This is a genomic window from Gordonia hirsuta DSM 44140 = NBRC 16056 (genome assembly GCF_000333015.1).
GTDB lineage: Bacteria > Actinomycetota > Actinomycetes > Mycobacteriales > Mycobacteriaceae > Gordonia > Gordonia hirsuta.
Map to the genome: position 1 here is coordinate 15457 of NZ_BANT01000044.1, position 15127 is coordinate 30583.

At 69.6% G+C, this 15127-nt stretch carries 14 protein-coding genes; 8 read left to right on the forward strand and 6 right to left on the reverse strand.

All coding sequences use genetic code 11. The features are described 5' to 3' along the window. Positions 1–2 precede the first annotated feature (2 nt). Genes GOHSU_RS13970 through glgB form a run of 3 tightly spaced genes read left to right on the forward strand, consistent with a single transcriptional unit; the run spans position 3 to position 4500 of the window. A complete protein-coding gene (locus GOHSU_RS13970) occupies positions 3–593 on the forward strand; it encodes an isochorismatase family protein (RefSeq protein ID WP_005943104.1) in 591 nt (196 codons plus the stop codon). Continuing rightward, a complete protein-coding gene (locus tag GOHSU_RS13975) occupies positions 590–2632 on the forward strand; it encodes an ATP-dependent DNA helicase (RefSeq protein ID WP_005943105.1) in 2043 nt (680 codons plus the stop codon). The genes GOHSU_RS13970 and GOHSU_RS13975 overlap by 4 nt, the downstream gene beginning before the upstream one ends. Next, entirely contained in the window at positions 2629–4500 is a 1872-nt protein-coding gene (glgB, locus tag GOHSU_RS13980) for a 1,4-alpha-glucan branching protein GlgB (protein ID WP_005943107.1), read from the forward strand. Before GOHSU_RS13975 ends, glgB begins: the two co-directional genes overlap by 4 nt. 45 nt (positions 4501–4545) lie before the next feature. Here glgB and GOHSU_RS13985 read toward each other — a convergent pair whose 3' ends face one another. The 3 genes from GOHSU_RS13985 to GOHSU_RS13995 all read right to left on the reverse strand — a co-directional run bounded on the left by GOHSU_RS13985 (position 4546) and on the right by GOHSU_RS13995 (position 7144). Continuing rightward, a complete protein-coding gene (locus GOHSU_RS13985; protein ID WP_024332979.1) occupies positions 4546–5418 on the reverse strand; it encodes a tetratricopeptide repeat protein in 873 nt (290 codons plus the stop codon). A 53-nt stretch (positions 5419–5471) separates the two neighbouring features. Beyond that, positions 5472–5873 carry a DUF3817 domain-containing protein gene (locus GOHSU_RS13990; protein ID WP_005943111.1) on the reverse strand — a complete coding sequence of 134 codons (402 nt, stop codon included), beginning with the start codon at positions 5871–5873 and terminating at the stop codon, positions 5472–5474. A gap of 77 nt (positions 5874–5950) precedes the next feature. Beyond that, positions 5951–7144, reverse strand: a complete 1194-nt coding sequence (locus GOHSU_RS13995; protein ID WP_005943113.1) for an acetyl-CoA C-acetyltransferase — start codon at positions 7142–7144, stop codon at positions 5951–5953. Between the two features lie 127 nt (positions 7145–7271). On the opposite strand from GOHSU_RS13995, the gene mce reads away from it, so the two are divergent. Both mce and GOHSU_RS14005 read left to right on the forward strand, forming a co-directional pair. After that, positions 7272–7751 (forward strand): methylmalonyl-CoA epimerase, encoded by a 480-nt coding sequence (gene mce, locus GOHSU_RS14000; protein WP_005943116.1) that lies wholly within the window; start codon positions 7272–7274, stop codon positions 7749–7751. 90 nt (positions 7752–7841) lie between these two features. Beyond that, complete coding sequence (locus GOHSU_RS14005) at positions 7842–8813, forward strand: hypothetical protein (protein ID WP_155821282.1); 972 nt, start codon at positions 7842–7844, stop codon at positions 8811–8813. A gap of 55 nt (positions 8814–8868) precedes the next feature. On the opposite strand, the gene nucS is transcribed toward GOHSU_RS14005, so the two are convergent. Both nucS and GOHSU_RS14015 read right to left on the reverse strand, forming a co-directional pair. After that, complete coding sequence (gene nucS, locus GOHSU_RS14010; RefSeq protein ID WP_024332980.1) at positions 8869–9552, reverse strand: endonuclease NucS; 684 nt, start codon at positions 9550–9552, stop codon at positions 8869–8871. Positions 9553–9612: 60 nt separating this feature from the next. Further along, positions 9613–10899: a lysine N(6)-hydroxylase/L-ornithine N(5)-oxygenase family protein gene (locus GOHSU_RS14015; protein WP_005943125.1), complete on the reverse strand. Its 1287-nt coding sequence runs from the start codon at positions 10897–10899 to the stop codon at positions 9613–9615. A gap of 149 nt (positions 10900–11048) precedes the next feature. Here GOHSU_RS14015 and GOHSU_RS14020 point away from each other — a divergent pair, with 149 nt between their 5' ends. Then, a complete protein-coding gene (locus GOHSU_RS14020) occupies positions 11049–12218 on the forward strand; it encodes an isochorismate synthase (protein WP_005943126.1) in 1170 nt (389 codons plus the stop codon). A 31-nt stretch (positions 12219–12249) separates the two neighbouring features. Here GOHSU_RS14020 and GOHSU_RS14025 read toward each other — a convergent pair whose 3' ends face one another. Next, positions 12250–12483: a phosphopantetheine-binding protein gene (locus GOHSU_RS14025; protein ID WP_005943128.1), complete on the reverse strand. Its 234-nt coding sequence runs from the start codon at positions 12481–12483 to the stop codon at positions 12250–12252. A gap of 66 nt (positions 12484–12549) precedes the next feature. Between GOHSU_RS14025 and GOHSU_RS14030 the strand changes: the two genes are divergently transcribed. Continuing rightward, positions 12550–13893, forward strand: coding sequence for an MFS transporter (locus GOHSU_RS14030; RefSeq protein WP_005943130.1), 1344 nt, complete (start codon positions 12550–12552; stop codon positions 13891–13893). A gap of 71 nt (positions 13894–13964) precedes the next feature. Beyond that, positions 13965–15125, forward strand: coding sequence for a lipase family protein (locus tag GOHSU_RS14035; protein WP_005943132.1), 1161 nt, complete (start codon positions 13965–13967; stop codon positions 15123–15125). Positions 15126–15127: the final 2 nt, after the last annotated feature.

A 15127-nucleotide genomic window follows, 5' to 3' on the forward strand; every position in this document is an offset into this window, starting at 1 on the left:
GTGTGAAACATCCCAGCCACCGGGCCCTGATCGTCGTCGACGTGCAGAACGACTTCTGCGAGGGCGGATCGCTGGCCGTCCGCGGCGGCGCCGCCGTCGCCGGCGCGGTCACCACGTTGATGGACGAGTACCCGATGGTGGTGGCCACCCGCGACTATCACATCGATCCCGGTGACCATTTCTCCGAGACCCCGGACTTCGTCGACTCGTGGCCGCCGCACTGCGTGGTGCACACCGACGGCGTCGGGTTCCACCCCAAAGTTGACGTCGACCGGTTCGCCGAGGTCTTCTCCAAGGGTGCCTACAGCGCCGCCTACTCCGGATTCGAAGGTGCCACGGCCGAGGGCGTCGGTCTGGCGCAGTGGCTGCGTGAACACCACATCACCGACGTGGACGTCGTCGGTCTGGCCGCCGACTACTGTGTGGCCGCCACCGCCCTGGACGCGGTGGACGCCGGATTCAAAGCCCGGGTCCTGCTCAACTACACCGCGGCGATCTCGCCGACCACCTGGGCGCAGGCCGAGGAACGCTTCCGCGAGGTCGGGGTGCAGGTCGACGGGGACCTGCTGTACACCGGTTCACCCGTCGAGTGAGCGATCTGCCCGACGTTCCCGCGCTGCTGGCCGCCGCCGTCTCCGCATTGGGCGGCTCCCGCCGCCAGGGCCAGGTCGAGATGGCCACCGCGGTCGCCGAGGCCATCGACGAGGATCATCATCTGGCCGTGCAGGCCGGCACCGGCACCGGTAAGTCACTGGCCTATCTGGTTCCGGCGATCCGGCACGCGGTGGCCGCGCGGGAGACCGTCGTGGTCTCCACCGCGACCATCGCCCTGCAGCGTCAGCTGACCGAGCGCGATCTGCCGCGGCTGGCTGCGGCGCTGACCGAGCCGCTGGGCCGAGAACCGGACTTCGCGATCCTCAAGGGCCGGGCCAACTATCTGTGTCTGAGCAAGATCCACGCCGGGGCCGCTCCCGAACCCGATGCGGAACTGTTCGACGCCTTCGACCTGTCCCGCATGGGCCGCGACATCACCCGACTGCGCGAATGGGCAAGCCAGACCGAGACCGGCGACCGCGACGACCTGTCCCCCGGCGTCGACAACCGCTCCTGGCGCCAGGTCAGTGTCAGTTCACGCGAATGCGTGGGTGCGGCCGCGTGCGAGTTCGGTGAGGACTGCTTCGCCGAAGCCGCCCGTCGACGTGCCGCCCAGTCCGATGTGGTGGTCACCAACCACGCCATGCTGGCCATCGACGCGATGAGTCCGGCGAACATCCTGCCCGAACACCGCGTCGTGGTGATCGACGAGGCCCACGAGCTGGTCGACCGCATCACCGGGGTGAGCACCGAGGAGATCTCGGCGGCCGGACTCACCCAGGTCAGTCGGCGCGCCGGCAAGCTGATCTCCACGCAGACCGCCGAATCGCTGGCCGGGGTGTCGGCGCAGTGGGAAGAACTGCTCGATCAGGCGCGGCTGGGCGAATGGATCCGGCTGCCCGCCGGCTCGGCCGAGTTGCTCGCCGGTCTGCGCGACCGGTTGTGGGAGGCGCGCACCGAGATCGCACCGACCGGGAAGAAGCCCGGCGATGCGGACGCGGCGGCGGCCCGGCAGATGGCCTTCAGCGCCGCGGAGAATCTGCACGACACCGTCGTCCGGGTGCTGTCGGTGTTCGCCGAGCCCGAGGTGACCAAACGGCGCGATGTGGTCTGGGTGGCCGAGGAGCGTCTGCGCGGCGGCAATGTCCGGCGCACCCTCAACATCGCCCCGCTCTCGGTATCGGGGCTGTTGCGCACCTCGCTGTTCACCGATTCGACGGTGATCCTGACCTCGGCGACACTGACCATCGGCGGAAGCTTCAATGCACTCGCGCGGGCCTGGGGTCTACCACCGGAGTCCGCGGACACCGGCGCGGTGGGCTCGCCGGTGGTCGCCGAATACGCCGGCGCCGAAAAGCCCTCCTGGCGCGGCCTGGACGTGGGCTCGCCGTTCGACTATCCCCGCTCGGCGATCCTGTACGTCGCCAAAGCACTACCTCCGCCGGGGCGCGACGGCCCCACCGAAGCTTCCCTGGACGAGATGGCCGACCTGATCAACGCCGCCGGCGGCCGGACCCTGGGGCTGTTCTCCTCGATGCGCGCGGCCACCGCGGCCGCCGAGGCCTTGCGCGAACGCCTGGGCGTGCCCATCCTCTGCCAGGGCGAGGACACCACCTCCGCGTTGATCGAGACCTTCGCCGCCGACGAGCCGACCTGCCTGTTCGGCACGCTGAGCCTGTGGCAGGGCGTCGACGTTCCCGGCCCGGCTCTGCGGCTGGTCCTGATCGACCGCATCCCGTTCCCCCGGCCCGACGATCCGTTGCTGGCCGCACGCCAGCGGGAGATCGATGCGCACGGCGGTAACGGCTTCCTGGCGGTCTCGGCCAACCACGCCGCACTGCTGCTGGCCCAGGGCGCCGGGCGCCTCCTGCGTGCCGACGGTGACCGCGGAGTGGTCGCCGTCCTCGACTCGCGGCTGGCCACCGCGCGCTACGGCAACTATCTGGTCGCCGGGCTGCCCCCGTTCTGGCGGACCACCGATCCGGCCGCGGTGCGGGCGGCCCTGCGCCGCCTGACCACCGGGGTACCGGCGTCGTGAGCGGGCCCGCCCGGCTCGCCGATCCCCTGTGGGCCCGCCTGGGCTCGCACCCGCTCCCCGGAGCTCCCGGAGATCCGGCGCGCACCGTGTTCGCCGTCTGGGCGCCCAATGCCCGCGCGGTGAGCGTCTTCGGCGACTTCGACGGGTGGGACGGCGACCGTCATCGTCTGCACCGCGGACCCGACGGCATCTGGACCACGACGGTGCCCGGCGCGACCGTCGGCATGCGCTACAAGTACCGGATCACCGGCGCCGACGGCGTGGTCCGCGATAAGGCCGATCCCCTCGCCCGGGCGACCGAATGCCCGCCGGAGACCGCGTCGGTGATCGTCGGCGCGTCGTCGTACCGCTGGCACGACGACGCCTGGCTCGCCCGCCGCGTCCAAACCGATCTGACCACCGCGCCGCTGTCGATCTACGAGGTGCACCTGCCGTCCTGGCGCCCCGGGCTCGGCTACCGGGAACTGGCCGTCGCGCTAGGCGACTACCTGCAGGCGCTCGGCTTCACCCATGTGCAGCTGCTACCGATCACCGAACATCCCTACGGCGGCTCCTGGGGATATCAGGTCGGCTCCTACTTCGCTCCGACCACGCGGCTGGGGACCGCCGACGACTTCCGGTTCTTCGTCGATCACCTGCACACCCGCGGACTGGGGGTCCTGCTGGACTGGGTGCCCGCACATTTCCCGAAGGACGATTTCGCGCTGGGCAGCTTCGACGGCACCCCGCTGTACGAGCACGCCGATCCACTGCGCCGCGAACAGCCCGACTGGGGCACCTACGCCTTCAACCTGGGGCGCGCGGAGATCCGCGAATTCCTGATCGCCAGCGCACTGTACTGGTGCTCGCAGTTCCACCTGGACGGTCTGCGCGTCGATGCGGTCGCGGCCATGCTCTACCTGGACTACTCGCGCGGACCCGGCCAATGGCAGCCCAATGCCCGCGGAACCCATGAGAACGACGAGGCCGTCGACTTCCTCCGCGAACTCAACGACGCCGTGCACCGCGAGATCCCCGGGGCGGTCACCATCGCCGAGGAGTCCAGCGCCTGGCCCGGGGTCACCGCGTCCACCGCCGACGGCGGGCTGGGTTTCGATTTCAAGTGGAACCTGGGCTGGATGAACGATGTCCTGGACTTCGTGAGCCTGCCGCATCATCGCCGCGGCTGCGCCCAGGCGCAGCTGGTGTTCCCGCTGACCTACGCCGGTGCCGAACACTTTGTCCTGCCGCTGAGCCACGACGAGGTGGTACACGGGAAAGGCACCCTGTGGTCGCGGCAGCCCGAGGGGTCCGACCGGGCCGCCGGCGTCCGCGCCCTGCTGGCCTACCAGTGGGCGCACCCGGGCAAGCAGCTGCTGTTCATGGGACAGGAGTTCGGCCAGATCACCGAATGGTCCGATACCGACGGCCCCGACTGGGCACTGCTAGAGCAGTCCGAACACGCCGGCATCGCGCGCGTGGTGACCGACTTGAACCGGCTGCATCGCTGTTTTCCGGCGCTGCACGGTCTCGACGGCCGGGCCCGCGGCTTCGACTGGCTCGATGCGCTCGATACCACCAACACCGTGGTCGGATTCCTGCGGCTGTCGGCCGATCCGGACGAGCCCGGCGGAACGCTGGCGTGTGTGTTCAACTTCTCCCAGCGTGATCTGCACGACTACCGGCTGGGCCTGCCCGGACCGGTCCGTAACTGGACCGAGGTCCTCAACACCGGTGCGGCCGATTACGGCGGCACCGGTGTGGGCAACCTCGGTGCGGTACGGACCGAGCCGATCGGCAGCCACGGACGCTCGCACAGCGCCCGGTTGACCCTGCCGGCCGAATCAACTGTCTTCTTCACCCCGCAGCACGGACCACCGCAGCACTGACCGCCGCAGCCGCGATTCGATGACGCCAGGATCAGTTCTGCAGGATCAGTACAGGGCGGCGGCGAGCTTGCGCCGGGCCGCCACCACCATGGGATCAGCCGGATCGAACAACTCGAAGAGCTCGAGCAGTCGTGTGCGCGCACGGTCCTTCTCGTCACCGGCGGTGCTGCGCACCACCGTCAGCACCCGCTCGAAAGCGGCCTCGGGTTGCTGGCTGAGCAACAGCACATCGGCGGCGGCCAACTGCGCATCGACGTCGTGCGGTGCGGCGGTGTCGACGATGCCCGGGTCGTGGGCCTGGGCCCGCAGGATGAATTCGAGGTTGCGCACCGCGGCCTGTGCCTCGGCGTGACCGGGATCGGCGGTGACGACGGCACGGTAGGCGGCCAGCGCCCCGTCCAGGTCGCCGTCGTTCATCAGCTGCTCGGCGGCGACCATCCGCGGATCTTCGGGGGTGGCCGCCGGAGTGGGTGCACCGCCGCCGACCATGCCGCCCACCTTTGCGAAGATCTCGTCGAGCCAGCCCTGAATCTGCGCTTCGGGCTGCGGCCCGCTGAAGGCCGAGACCGGCTGGCCGCCGGCCAGTGCGACCACCGTCGGCACCGACTGGACCCCGAAGGCCTGCGCGATGGCCGGACTGACGTCCACATCGACCCGGGCCAGCAGCCACTGCCCACCGGCCCGCTGGGCGAGCCCGGCGAGCACCGGCGAGAGTTCCAGGCATTCCAGCGAGCGCGTCGAATACAGTTCGACCACGACCAGCTGTTCCTGCGAACGACCGACGACGGCCTCGAAATTGGCCTCGGTCACCTCGGTCACGCCGGGGCCGCCGGCGGCGGCGCCGGACGCTCCTGCGGCGGCTTGGCGAGAGGCCTCTGCCTTGGCGGCGAGGGCCGACAGATCAACGGCTCCGGACATGGCGGCCGCGGCCTGAATACCGGCCGCCGCCTGCTGGCGATTCCTCGGGTTAGTCACTCCGAGATCTTCTCATAACCGTCGGCCGCCGAGATCGGGGTCTGGTCCAGATACCCCTTGCGCTGCGCCCACCACTCGAACAGCAGCGTGAAGAACGGCGGGATCGAGGCGAGCAGCGCCAGGACGGTCACCTTGCGGCTCCAGCCCAGCTCCACCGCCGTCCAGCCGGTGATGCCCAGGTAGAGCATGAACGCGATGCCGTGCAGCATGCCGGGCACCATCGTCGCGCTGTCGATATCGGCCCCGTACTTGAAGCCCATGCCGATGATCAGCAGGGCCCAGGTGATCGCCTCGACGAGGGCGATCAGCCGGAAGCGCGGTGCAGGCTGGGCCACATCGAACCAGCGGAGGAACCAGGTGCTGCGGACCTGCGGGTCCGCGGTATTCGTTTCAGTCATCTTCTCATCAGTCAGGTGTTCAGGCGGCCGCGCTCGGTGCGGCCGTCTTCTGTTCGGTCGTGGTGTTCCCGGGGCGCTCAGGCCTTCGGAACCCGCACGATCAGGGCGTCGCCCTGGCCGCCGGCACCGCACAGCGCCGCGGCACCGATACCGCCGCCGCGCTTGCGCAGCTCATTGGCCAGGTGCAGCACGATCCGCGCTCCGGAGACACCGATCGGGTGGCCCAGGGCGATGGCACCGCCGTTGACGTTGACGATCTCCGGATCGATGCCCAGCTTGCGGGTGGAGGCCAGGCCGACCACCGCGAAGGCCTCGTTGATCTCCACCAGGTCCAGATCGGCCGGGCTGATGCCCTCGCGCTCGCAGGCGCGGGCGATCGCATTGGCAGGCTGCTCCTGCAGCGAGGAGTCCGGGCCGGCGACGACGCCGTGGGCGCCGATCTCGGCCAGCCAGGTCAGGCCCTGCTCCTGTGCCTTGGCCTTGCTCATCACCACCACGGCGCAAGCGCCGTCGGAGATCTGCGAGGCGTTGCCGGCGGTGATGGTGCCGCCCTTGCGGAAGGCCGGGCGCAGACCGGCCAGCGAATCGGCGGTGGTGTCGGCGCGCACGCCCTCGTCGACGGTGAACTGCACCGGATCCCCCTTGCGCTGCGGGATCGAGACCGCGACGATCTCCTCGTCGAAAGCCCCCTTGGCGGCGGCCTCGGCGGCCAGCCGGTGGCTGCGCGCGGCGATCTCGTCCTGCTCCTCGCGGGTGAAGCCGTCGGTGTCGTTGCCTTCCTCGGTCAGTCCGCCCATCGGCTGATCGGTGAAGACGTCGTGCAGGCCGTCGAAGGCCATGTGGTCCACCAGTTCGGTGTTGCCGTACTTGAAGCCGCCGCGGCTGCCGGCCAGCAGGTGCGGTGCCTGCGTCATCGACTCCTGGCCGCCGGCGACGACGCACTCGAACTCGCCGGCGCGGATCAGCTGATCGGCCAGGGCGATCGCGTCGATGCCCGACAGGCACATCTTGTTGATCGACAGCGCCGGGACGTCCCAGCCGATCCCGGCCTTCACCGCGGTCTGCCGCGCGGGCATCTGGCCGGCACCGGCGGTGAGCACCTGGCCCATGATCACGTAGTCGACCTCCGAGGCCGGGACGCCGGACTTCTCGAGCGCACCCTTGACGGCGATCGCGCCCAGATCGACGGCCGAGAAGCCCTTCAGCGAGCCCATCAGGCGACCGAACGGGGTGCGGGCACCGGAGACGATGACGGTGGTGTTATCGGACATGGGGTGAGTACTCCTAGAGAACGGGGTCGAACCGACGACAGGATCTGACCGAGGCCAGGGACTGCCCGAAGCCAGGGAAAGCCGACCTCGCGATAAGGCAGTATGCGTTCAACGCTACCGTGGTTGCATGAGCAATTCCTCCCCTCAAGACGTGAACCAGGCCACTGCCGCGATGCGCGGCGCCGGCGATCTGGTCGTAGCCATCGATCACGTCGGTATCGCCGTGCCCGACCTGGACGCGGCCCTGCAGTGGTACGGAGCCAATCTGGGCTTTGTGAATCTGCACGAGGAGATCAACCAGGAGCAGGGCGTCCGCGAGGCCATGGTCGGACCGGCCGGCGGCCACGGTGCGGTGATCCAGCTGCTGGCTCCGCTCGACGAGACCTCCACCATCGCCAAGTTCCTCGATCGCAACGGCCCGGGACTGCAGCAGTTGGCGGTGCGGGTCACCGATATCGATGCCGTCGCCGCGGTGCTGACCGCCAACGGCGTGCGTCTGCTCTACCCCGAACCCAAGCGCGGCACCGCCGATTCGCGGATCAACTTCGTCCACCCCAAGGACGCCGGCGGGGTTCTGCTGGAGTTGGTCGAACCCGCGGAACACTGAGTCACACCAGTCACACCGTTACCAAAACGCAGCACAACACGCCGTCGATGATCCACGACATCGCCGTGTCGTGCGCCTAATGTTGCCCACATGTCAGCACCCGGTCAGCGTCAAAGCCCCTTCTCGATCGTCATGCGCGGCTACGACCGCGATCAGGTCACCGACCACATCCGCCAGCTCGAAGCCGATCTGGCGATGATGGCCGCGGACCGCGATTCCGCGCACGCCCACGCCGACGAGCTTCTCGGTCACCTCGACCAGTCGCGCGCCCAGATCGCCGGCATGCAGTCCGATATCGAGGCCCTCTCGGTGCCGCCGACCACAGTCACCGGGATGAGCGAGCGGCTTTCGCGGATGCTGACCCTGGCCACCGAGGAGGCCGGCGAGATCCGCAGCACCGCCCACGAGGAAGCCGCCGAGGTCCTCTCGGTCGCCCGCCAGGAGGCACAGTCCGCGCTCGCCGAGGCCGACAGCGCGGCCGCGCGGACCCTCGAGCTGGCCCAGGAGCAGGCCGACAAGATCATCAGCGAGGCCGAGGCGCAGGCCGCCGCCGCGCAGACCGAGGCGCAGGAGACCACCGACCGCATCGCTGCCGACCGTGCCGCCGCCGATCGCGAGATCGCCGCAGCGCTGGAGCAGGCCCGGAAGCAGGCCGACGAGATCGTCGCCGCCGCACAGGACGATGCTGCCGGCCTGCGCGGCGCCGCCCATCACGTGGCCACCGCCCGGCTGACCCGTTCGCGGGATCTGGCTCAGGCCGCACACGGCGCCCACCAGCAGATCCTCGATCACCTCGACGCCCTGCGCGATCATCTCAAGGCACTGCCGGCAGCACTGGAGCTGTCCGACGACGAGCGCGCCCTGGTGGCGACCACCCAGGCCGACGATCTGGATCTGCTCAACCGGACCCTGGTCGGTCGCGACCGGTTCGACGCCGCGGATTTTCATCCCGGCCTGGAGACCACCGATGTCCTCGATGCGGTCGACGACGAGTACACCGAGGATCTGCTTGAGGACTTCGATTCCGACCAGCAGCAGGATCATCCGCGGGCGAGCGCCTGAGGTATTGAGCGCTTCGGCCGGATAGCGTTCACCCGCCGAGTTCCGGTTCTGCCGTTCAGAAGAGCCGGAACTCGGTGCTTTCCGTCCCGCGTAGGCGGTCGTAGTCGAGCGTCACACACCGGATGCCCCGATCGGTGGCCAGCGTCTTGGCCTGCGGCTTGATCTGCTGAGCGGCGAAGATACCGGCCACCGGGGCAAGCGTCGCATCACGGTTGAGCAGTTCCAGGTAGCGCGTGAGTTGTTCGACGCCGTCGATCTCGCCGCGCCGTTTGATCTCCACCGCGACGGTCTGCCCATCGGCATCCCGGCACAGCAGGTCCACCGGCCCGATCGCGGTCATGTATTCCCGGCGGATCAGCGTGTACCCCTCGCCCAGGGTCTGCACATGTTCGGCGAGCAGCTCTTGCAGATGCGCTTCGACGCCGTCTTTGACCAGTCCTGGATCCACACCGAGCTCATGGGAGGAGTCGTGCTCGATCTGGTTGACCGTGATACGCAGTTGCTCGCCCGCCTTGTTCTCCACCACCCAGAGCGCCTGGGCATCGGTGTCCTGCGGCGCGGGTTCCTCGGTGAGCCAGCACGGCGGGCTCATCCAGTTCAGCGGTTTGTAGGCACGGTCGTCGGCATGGACACTGACCGAGCCGTCGGACTTGATCAATAGGAGACGGCGGGCCATCGGCAGGTGCGCCGTCAGGCGGCCCACATAGTCGACCTGGCATTCGGCAATCACGAGTCGCACGTCTTCAGCGTAGCCATCGCCTCGGGGCCGGCCCACCCACGGGGCAGGCGGCTCGAACCGCTACGAGGCTGCCGCACCCACCGGCAGCACCCCCGCGCCGACCCGTTCGGCCGTCAGTGCCTGCACGATCTCCCCCGAGCGCACCGCCACATTGGACAGCAGCGTCGAGGTCAGCCCGTGCGAGTGTTCGGAATTGCCCTGGACGAAGATCGATCCGCAGATCTCCGGATCGGTGCGCAGCCGGTACTGGCGGTCCAGGATCGGGCGACCCCGTTCGTCGGCGTGGCAGCGCCGTGACAACTCCCCGAGTAGACCGTCGACCGGAACGGACTCGAAACCCGTCGCCAGGATCACCGCATCGCAGTCCAGTAGCGAGGCGGTATCGGTGAGCCGGTTGACGATCCGAAGACGGGCCGCCGGACCGCTCTCGTGCAGTGCGGTGATCTCGGTGGCGCCGTGGACGAAGAACCGCCGGTCCCCGCCGACCCGCTCGGCGTACTCGCGCCGATACAGTTCGGCGATCAGGCCGGGGTCGACGGCCGAATAGTTGGTGCTGCGGTGATAGGCCATCATCCGTTCCCGCCACTCCGGTTCGGCGCCGAAGAACTCGTCGACCGTGGTGGCATCGAAGATCCGGTTGGCGTAGGGGCTGTCGTCGGCCGGGGTGAATCCGTACTTGGTGAAGACCGAATGCACCTCGGCGTCGGTGTACCGGTGCAGATACTCGGCCACCTCGGCCGCACTCTGGCCGGCCCCGATGACCGCATACCGCCCGTTGACCTGCGACGGCAGCTGTTCCAGCCGGGTCAGCAGATCATGATTGTGGAAGATCCGCGGCCCCTCGGTGACGCCGTCTGGAACCTTGGCCCGGATACCGCCGCCCAGCACCAGGTGCCGGGCCCGGTGGATCCCGTCGGGTGCCTGGACCTGAAACAGACCGTCGGCCCAGTCCACGCGGGTGACCTCACTGGCGTAGTCCACCGGCACCGACACCCGGTCGGCCGCCCAGCGCAGGTAGTCGGCGAATTCGGTCCGCAGCGGAAAGAAGTCCTGCAGGTTGATGAAGTCGGCAAGCCGGCCCTTTTCCGCCAGATAGGCCAGGAAGGTGTAACCGCTGCGGGTGTTGCGCTGGGTGGCCAGATCCTTGAAGAAGGAGACCTGCATCGTCGCCCCGGGCAGGAGCATTCCCGGATGCCAGTCGAACCGGCTGCGCCGCTCGAAGAAGCGAGCCGACAATCCCCCGGGGACCTGATCGTTGTATTCCTCGATCGCCACGGCCAGCGCCAGATTCGACGGGCCGAAGCCGATACCGATCACATCGTGGATCGCACGGGAATCACTGCGCACGGACTCGCTCCTCGGTCGGCTCGGCGGGTTCGGCCAGACACCCACCCGGATCAACTACGTAGGTGAGCATAACCTAAGCTTCTGCGATGACAGGGCGCCCGCCGGTCCATCCGCCGCGACTGCGCCGCCGAGAAGGAGAGTGCCGAACCGTGATCACCACGCCCTCGCTCACCGGCCGCCGGGCGATCGGGACCGACGCCGGCAAACCGTCCGCGCGTCCCCCCTTTCTACTCTGCCGCAACGACCACCGGATCCTCGGGCACGGCCGCTCGCACACCTTCGGGACCGCCGGCGACGCCGCCGATGCGTTGCGCCGCGAGACGGTACCGGCCCTGGTCGGGGCGATTCCGTTCGATGTGCGCGACCCCGCCGCCCTGTGGGCGCCCGATCGACTGGAGGTCAGCCCCGGCCCGTGGCAGCCCGCCGGCGAGGCCGCTCTCCCCCGGGTGCGCGTCCAGGCGCACGAACCCGCACCGACCGAACACCGCCGCCGTGTCGCAGCCGCGGTGACCGCGCTGCGCGATCTAGACGTCGACCTGTCCAAAGTCGTGCTGGCCCGCCGCCTGTCGCTGCGCGCCGATACCCCGCTGTGCCCGTGGGCGCTAGGTGCAGCCCTGCGCGCCGGCGATCCGGCCGGCTCGGTCTACGTCGTGGATCTGTCGGCCGCCGGGGACACCGGCACCCTGGTCGGCGCCAGTCCCGAGATCCTGGTACGCAAACGCGGCCGGCACGTCAGCGCCCATCCGCTGGCCGGTTCGGCACCGCGCCATCCGGATCCGGCCGAGGATGCGCAGCGGGGTGCGGCCCTGGCCCGCTCGGCCAAAGATCTGCGCGAACACGCCTACGTGGTCACCGCGATCGCCGACGCGCTGGCCCCGCTCTGCCGCCGCCTGCAGGTCCCGCCCGAGCCGGAACTGACCACCACCCCGGCCATGTGGCATCTGGGCAGCCCGATCCACGGAGAACTGGCCGATCCGGGCGTCACCGCGCTGGATCTGGCGCTGGCCGTCCATCCGACCCCGGCGATCTGCGGAACTCCCACCCTTGCGGCACGCGATCACATCCTGGCCGCGGAGGGTCCGCGGGGCTTCTACGCCGGCGCCGTCGGCTGGGCGCGCACCGGCCCGGACGGCGGCAGCGGCGAGTGGCTGGTCACCATCCGTTCCGCCCGGGTCGACCCCGACGGACTGGGCGCCCAGACCTGGGCCGGCGGCGGCATCGTCGCCGACTCCGATCCCGATGCCGAGGTGGCCGAGACCAGCGCCAAGCTGGCCACCGTCCTGCGGGCGCTCGGGCTGTCGGCGGGGGCGGCCGGATGACTCGCCCGGCCCCGGCCGATCGCACCGCACGTCAGTGCGCGGTCAGCTCCCGCACCCACGAGCCCAGGGTCGGGTCGGACGCCAGAACGACGATGTCGGCACGGTGCGCACCGGCCGCACGCCACCTCTCAATCAGCGCCATCAGCCGCACCGAATCCAGCCCCATGTCCAGCACATTCACGTCGTCGCGCAGGTCGGCGACGGGCACGTCGAGCACCTGGGCCAGGTCGTCGACGATGCGGGCACGATCGAGGGCGGCAGTCATTCCATCTCCTTTGGTAAGGCTTACTTTAGTAGTCGGCGGACAGCCTACTCACCGGAGAGGACGAGGATGACAACGCCCAGACGGTTCCTCATCGACGTCACTCCCCTGCGCATCAGCGTGGAGTTCCGGCGCGTCTTCGTCGCCCGCGCCATCTCGCTGATCGGCATCGGCATGCTGGTGGTGTCGGTGCCGGTGCAGATGTGGGATCTGACCGGGTCGTCGTTCCAGGTCGGTGCGGCCACGGCCGTGACCGGGGTGAGCACCTTCGCCGGCATGCTGCTGGGCGGAATGGCGGCCGACCGATTCGATCGACGGCGCCTGATCCTGGTCGGGCGCAGCGCCGCGGCATTGGCCTTCGCGGGTCTGGCACTGAACGCCTTCGGTATCTTCGGCGGCCGGCCTCTGGTCTGGGTGCTCTACCTGCTGGCCGGTTTCGACGGTCTGATCGGCGCACTGTCGGCCGCGGCGCTGATGGCCGCGGTTCCGACCCTGATCCCCCGCCGGCATCTGGCCGCCGTCGGCGCGCTGAGTTCGTTGACCGTCCGCCTGGGCACTACTGTCTCTCCGGGCCTGGCCGGAGTGCTGATCGGCCTCGGCGGCGTCGCCTGGACCTATTCGGTGGCCGCAGCGATGGCCACGCTCACAGTGCTGATCCTGCTGGGTCTGCCCACGATGCCGCCGCATGCCGCCCTGGCCGACGACGTCACAGCCGACGAGGTCACGCCCGACGACACCGCACCCACCGCGACACCCGAGCCGCCGGGCACCGACGGCCGTCGGGCCGCTCCGGTTGCGCCGCCGTCGATGATGGTCTTCTTCCGCCAGACGCCGGTGGTGGGCGCGGTGATGCTTCTGGGCGTGCTCACCATGCTGGGCGCCGGATTGGTCGCCCTCCTGCCGGCACTGGTGACCGAACGATTCGGCGACCAGTCCGGTGCCGTGGGCTATCTGATGGCGGCCACCGCTGCCGGCGCACTGATCGCCACCTTGACCAGCGGCTGGATCGGGGCCGCCGCGCGTCCGGGCATCGTCTTGCTGATCGCTACGATCTCCGCCTTCGGTCTGATCGCGACCTTGAGTCTGGCGACCGCCCTGTGGACCGCCCTGCTGCTGCTCCTGATCATCGGCTTCCTGGATGCGGTCGGCGAGGTGGTGCGATACATGCTGATCCAGCAGCACACGCCCGGTCCGCTACTGGGCCGGGTCAACGGGATCTGGATGGCCCAGGAGGTCGCCGGCGTGACCGTCGGGTCGCTGGCCGCCGGTGCCCTCGGCGCGGTCTGGGCGGCACCGACCGCGATCGGCTACTACGGTCTGGTGCTGCTGGCCGCGGCGCTGCTGGCCGCCCTGGGACTGGGCGCGCTGCGCGCAGTCGGTAGACCCAGGACCGACGATCAGGTCCCCGTCTGACCCATCCCGTCTGACCCATTCCGTCTGACCCATCCGGGCAACCGGGCCCCGAGACGCAAAGAGGAGAGAGTGTGCGAAAAAGGTTACTGCCCCTGCTGACCGCGGCGCTGCTGACCGGCGGGCTGCTGTCGGCACCGGTCCCGGCGGTCGAGGCCACCCCGAACGGCGAACGCGGCAGCGTTCTGTCGACCCGCGATATCACCGACCAGGCCGACACCACGATCGCCGGAGCAGGGCGCGTCATCGCCGTGACCTACCTGTCCGAGGATCCCACCGGGAAGCTGGTGCCCGTCCAGGGGAGCGTCTCGATCCCGAAGAAGGCTCCCGGCCGCGGCGGCTATCGGCTCATGGCGTGGAACCATTCGACCACCGGTCTGGGTGACGAGTGCGGGCTGAGCCGGGAACTGGGTACCGGCGGTAAACGCGACCCCTGGCTGGGCCCGTGGCTCACCGACGGCTACGTGCTGGCGGCCACCGATTACGCCGGTATCGGGGGCCCGGGCGAGCACGCCTACCTCGACGGGGCGACCGCCGGCAAGAACGTTCTGGACATGCTCCGCGCCGCACGTACGGTGGTCCCCCGGTACTCATCGCACCAGGCCTCCAGCAGCTTCGTGAGCTTCGGCGGATCACAGGGCGGACACACCTCCCTGTGGGCCGGACACCTGGCTGCCCAGTACGCGCCCGAGCTCCACCCGGCCGGGATCATCGCGCACTCGGTTCCCACCGGTCTGGCCGACTACTTCGCGACCATCGCGCCCGGCTTCCCACCGGCGATCGTCCCGGATCACCTGACCTACTTCACCTATGTGCTGGCCGGCCTCACACAGGTCCGCCCGGACGCCCGCGTCGACTCGTACCTGACCCCGCAGGGCCGACGGCTCGTCGAACAGGCACGGCACCGGTGCTACGCCGAGCAGGTGCAGGCCACCCGCGGGATCTCGGTGGGCTCACTGGTGACCCGGCCGCTGGCCGACGGTCCGCTGATTCCGGCTCTGCGCGACTACGCACGTGTCCCGGTGCGCGGCTACTCCTCACCGGTCCTGATTCAGCAGGGGATGACCGACGTGGTCGCCTTCGCACCGCTGACCGAGGGCCTGGTCGATCAGATGCGCACAGCCGGGGTCGACGTGGACTACCGCCGCTACCCCGAATCGCACGGGCTGACCACCCCGCGGGTCCACGAGGCCCGGGCCTGGGCCAACGGCCTGACCACCTGGCCGCGGTCCTGACC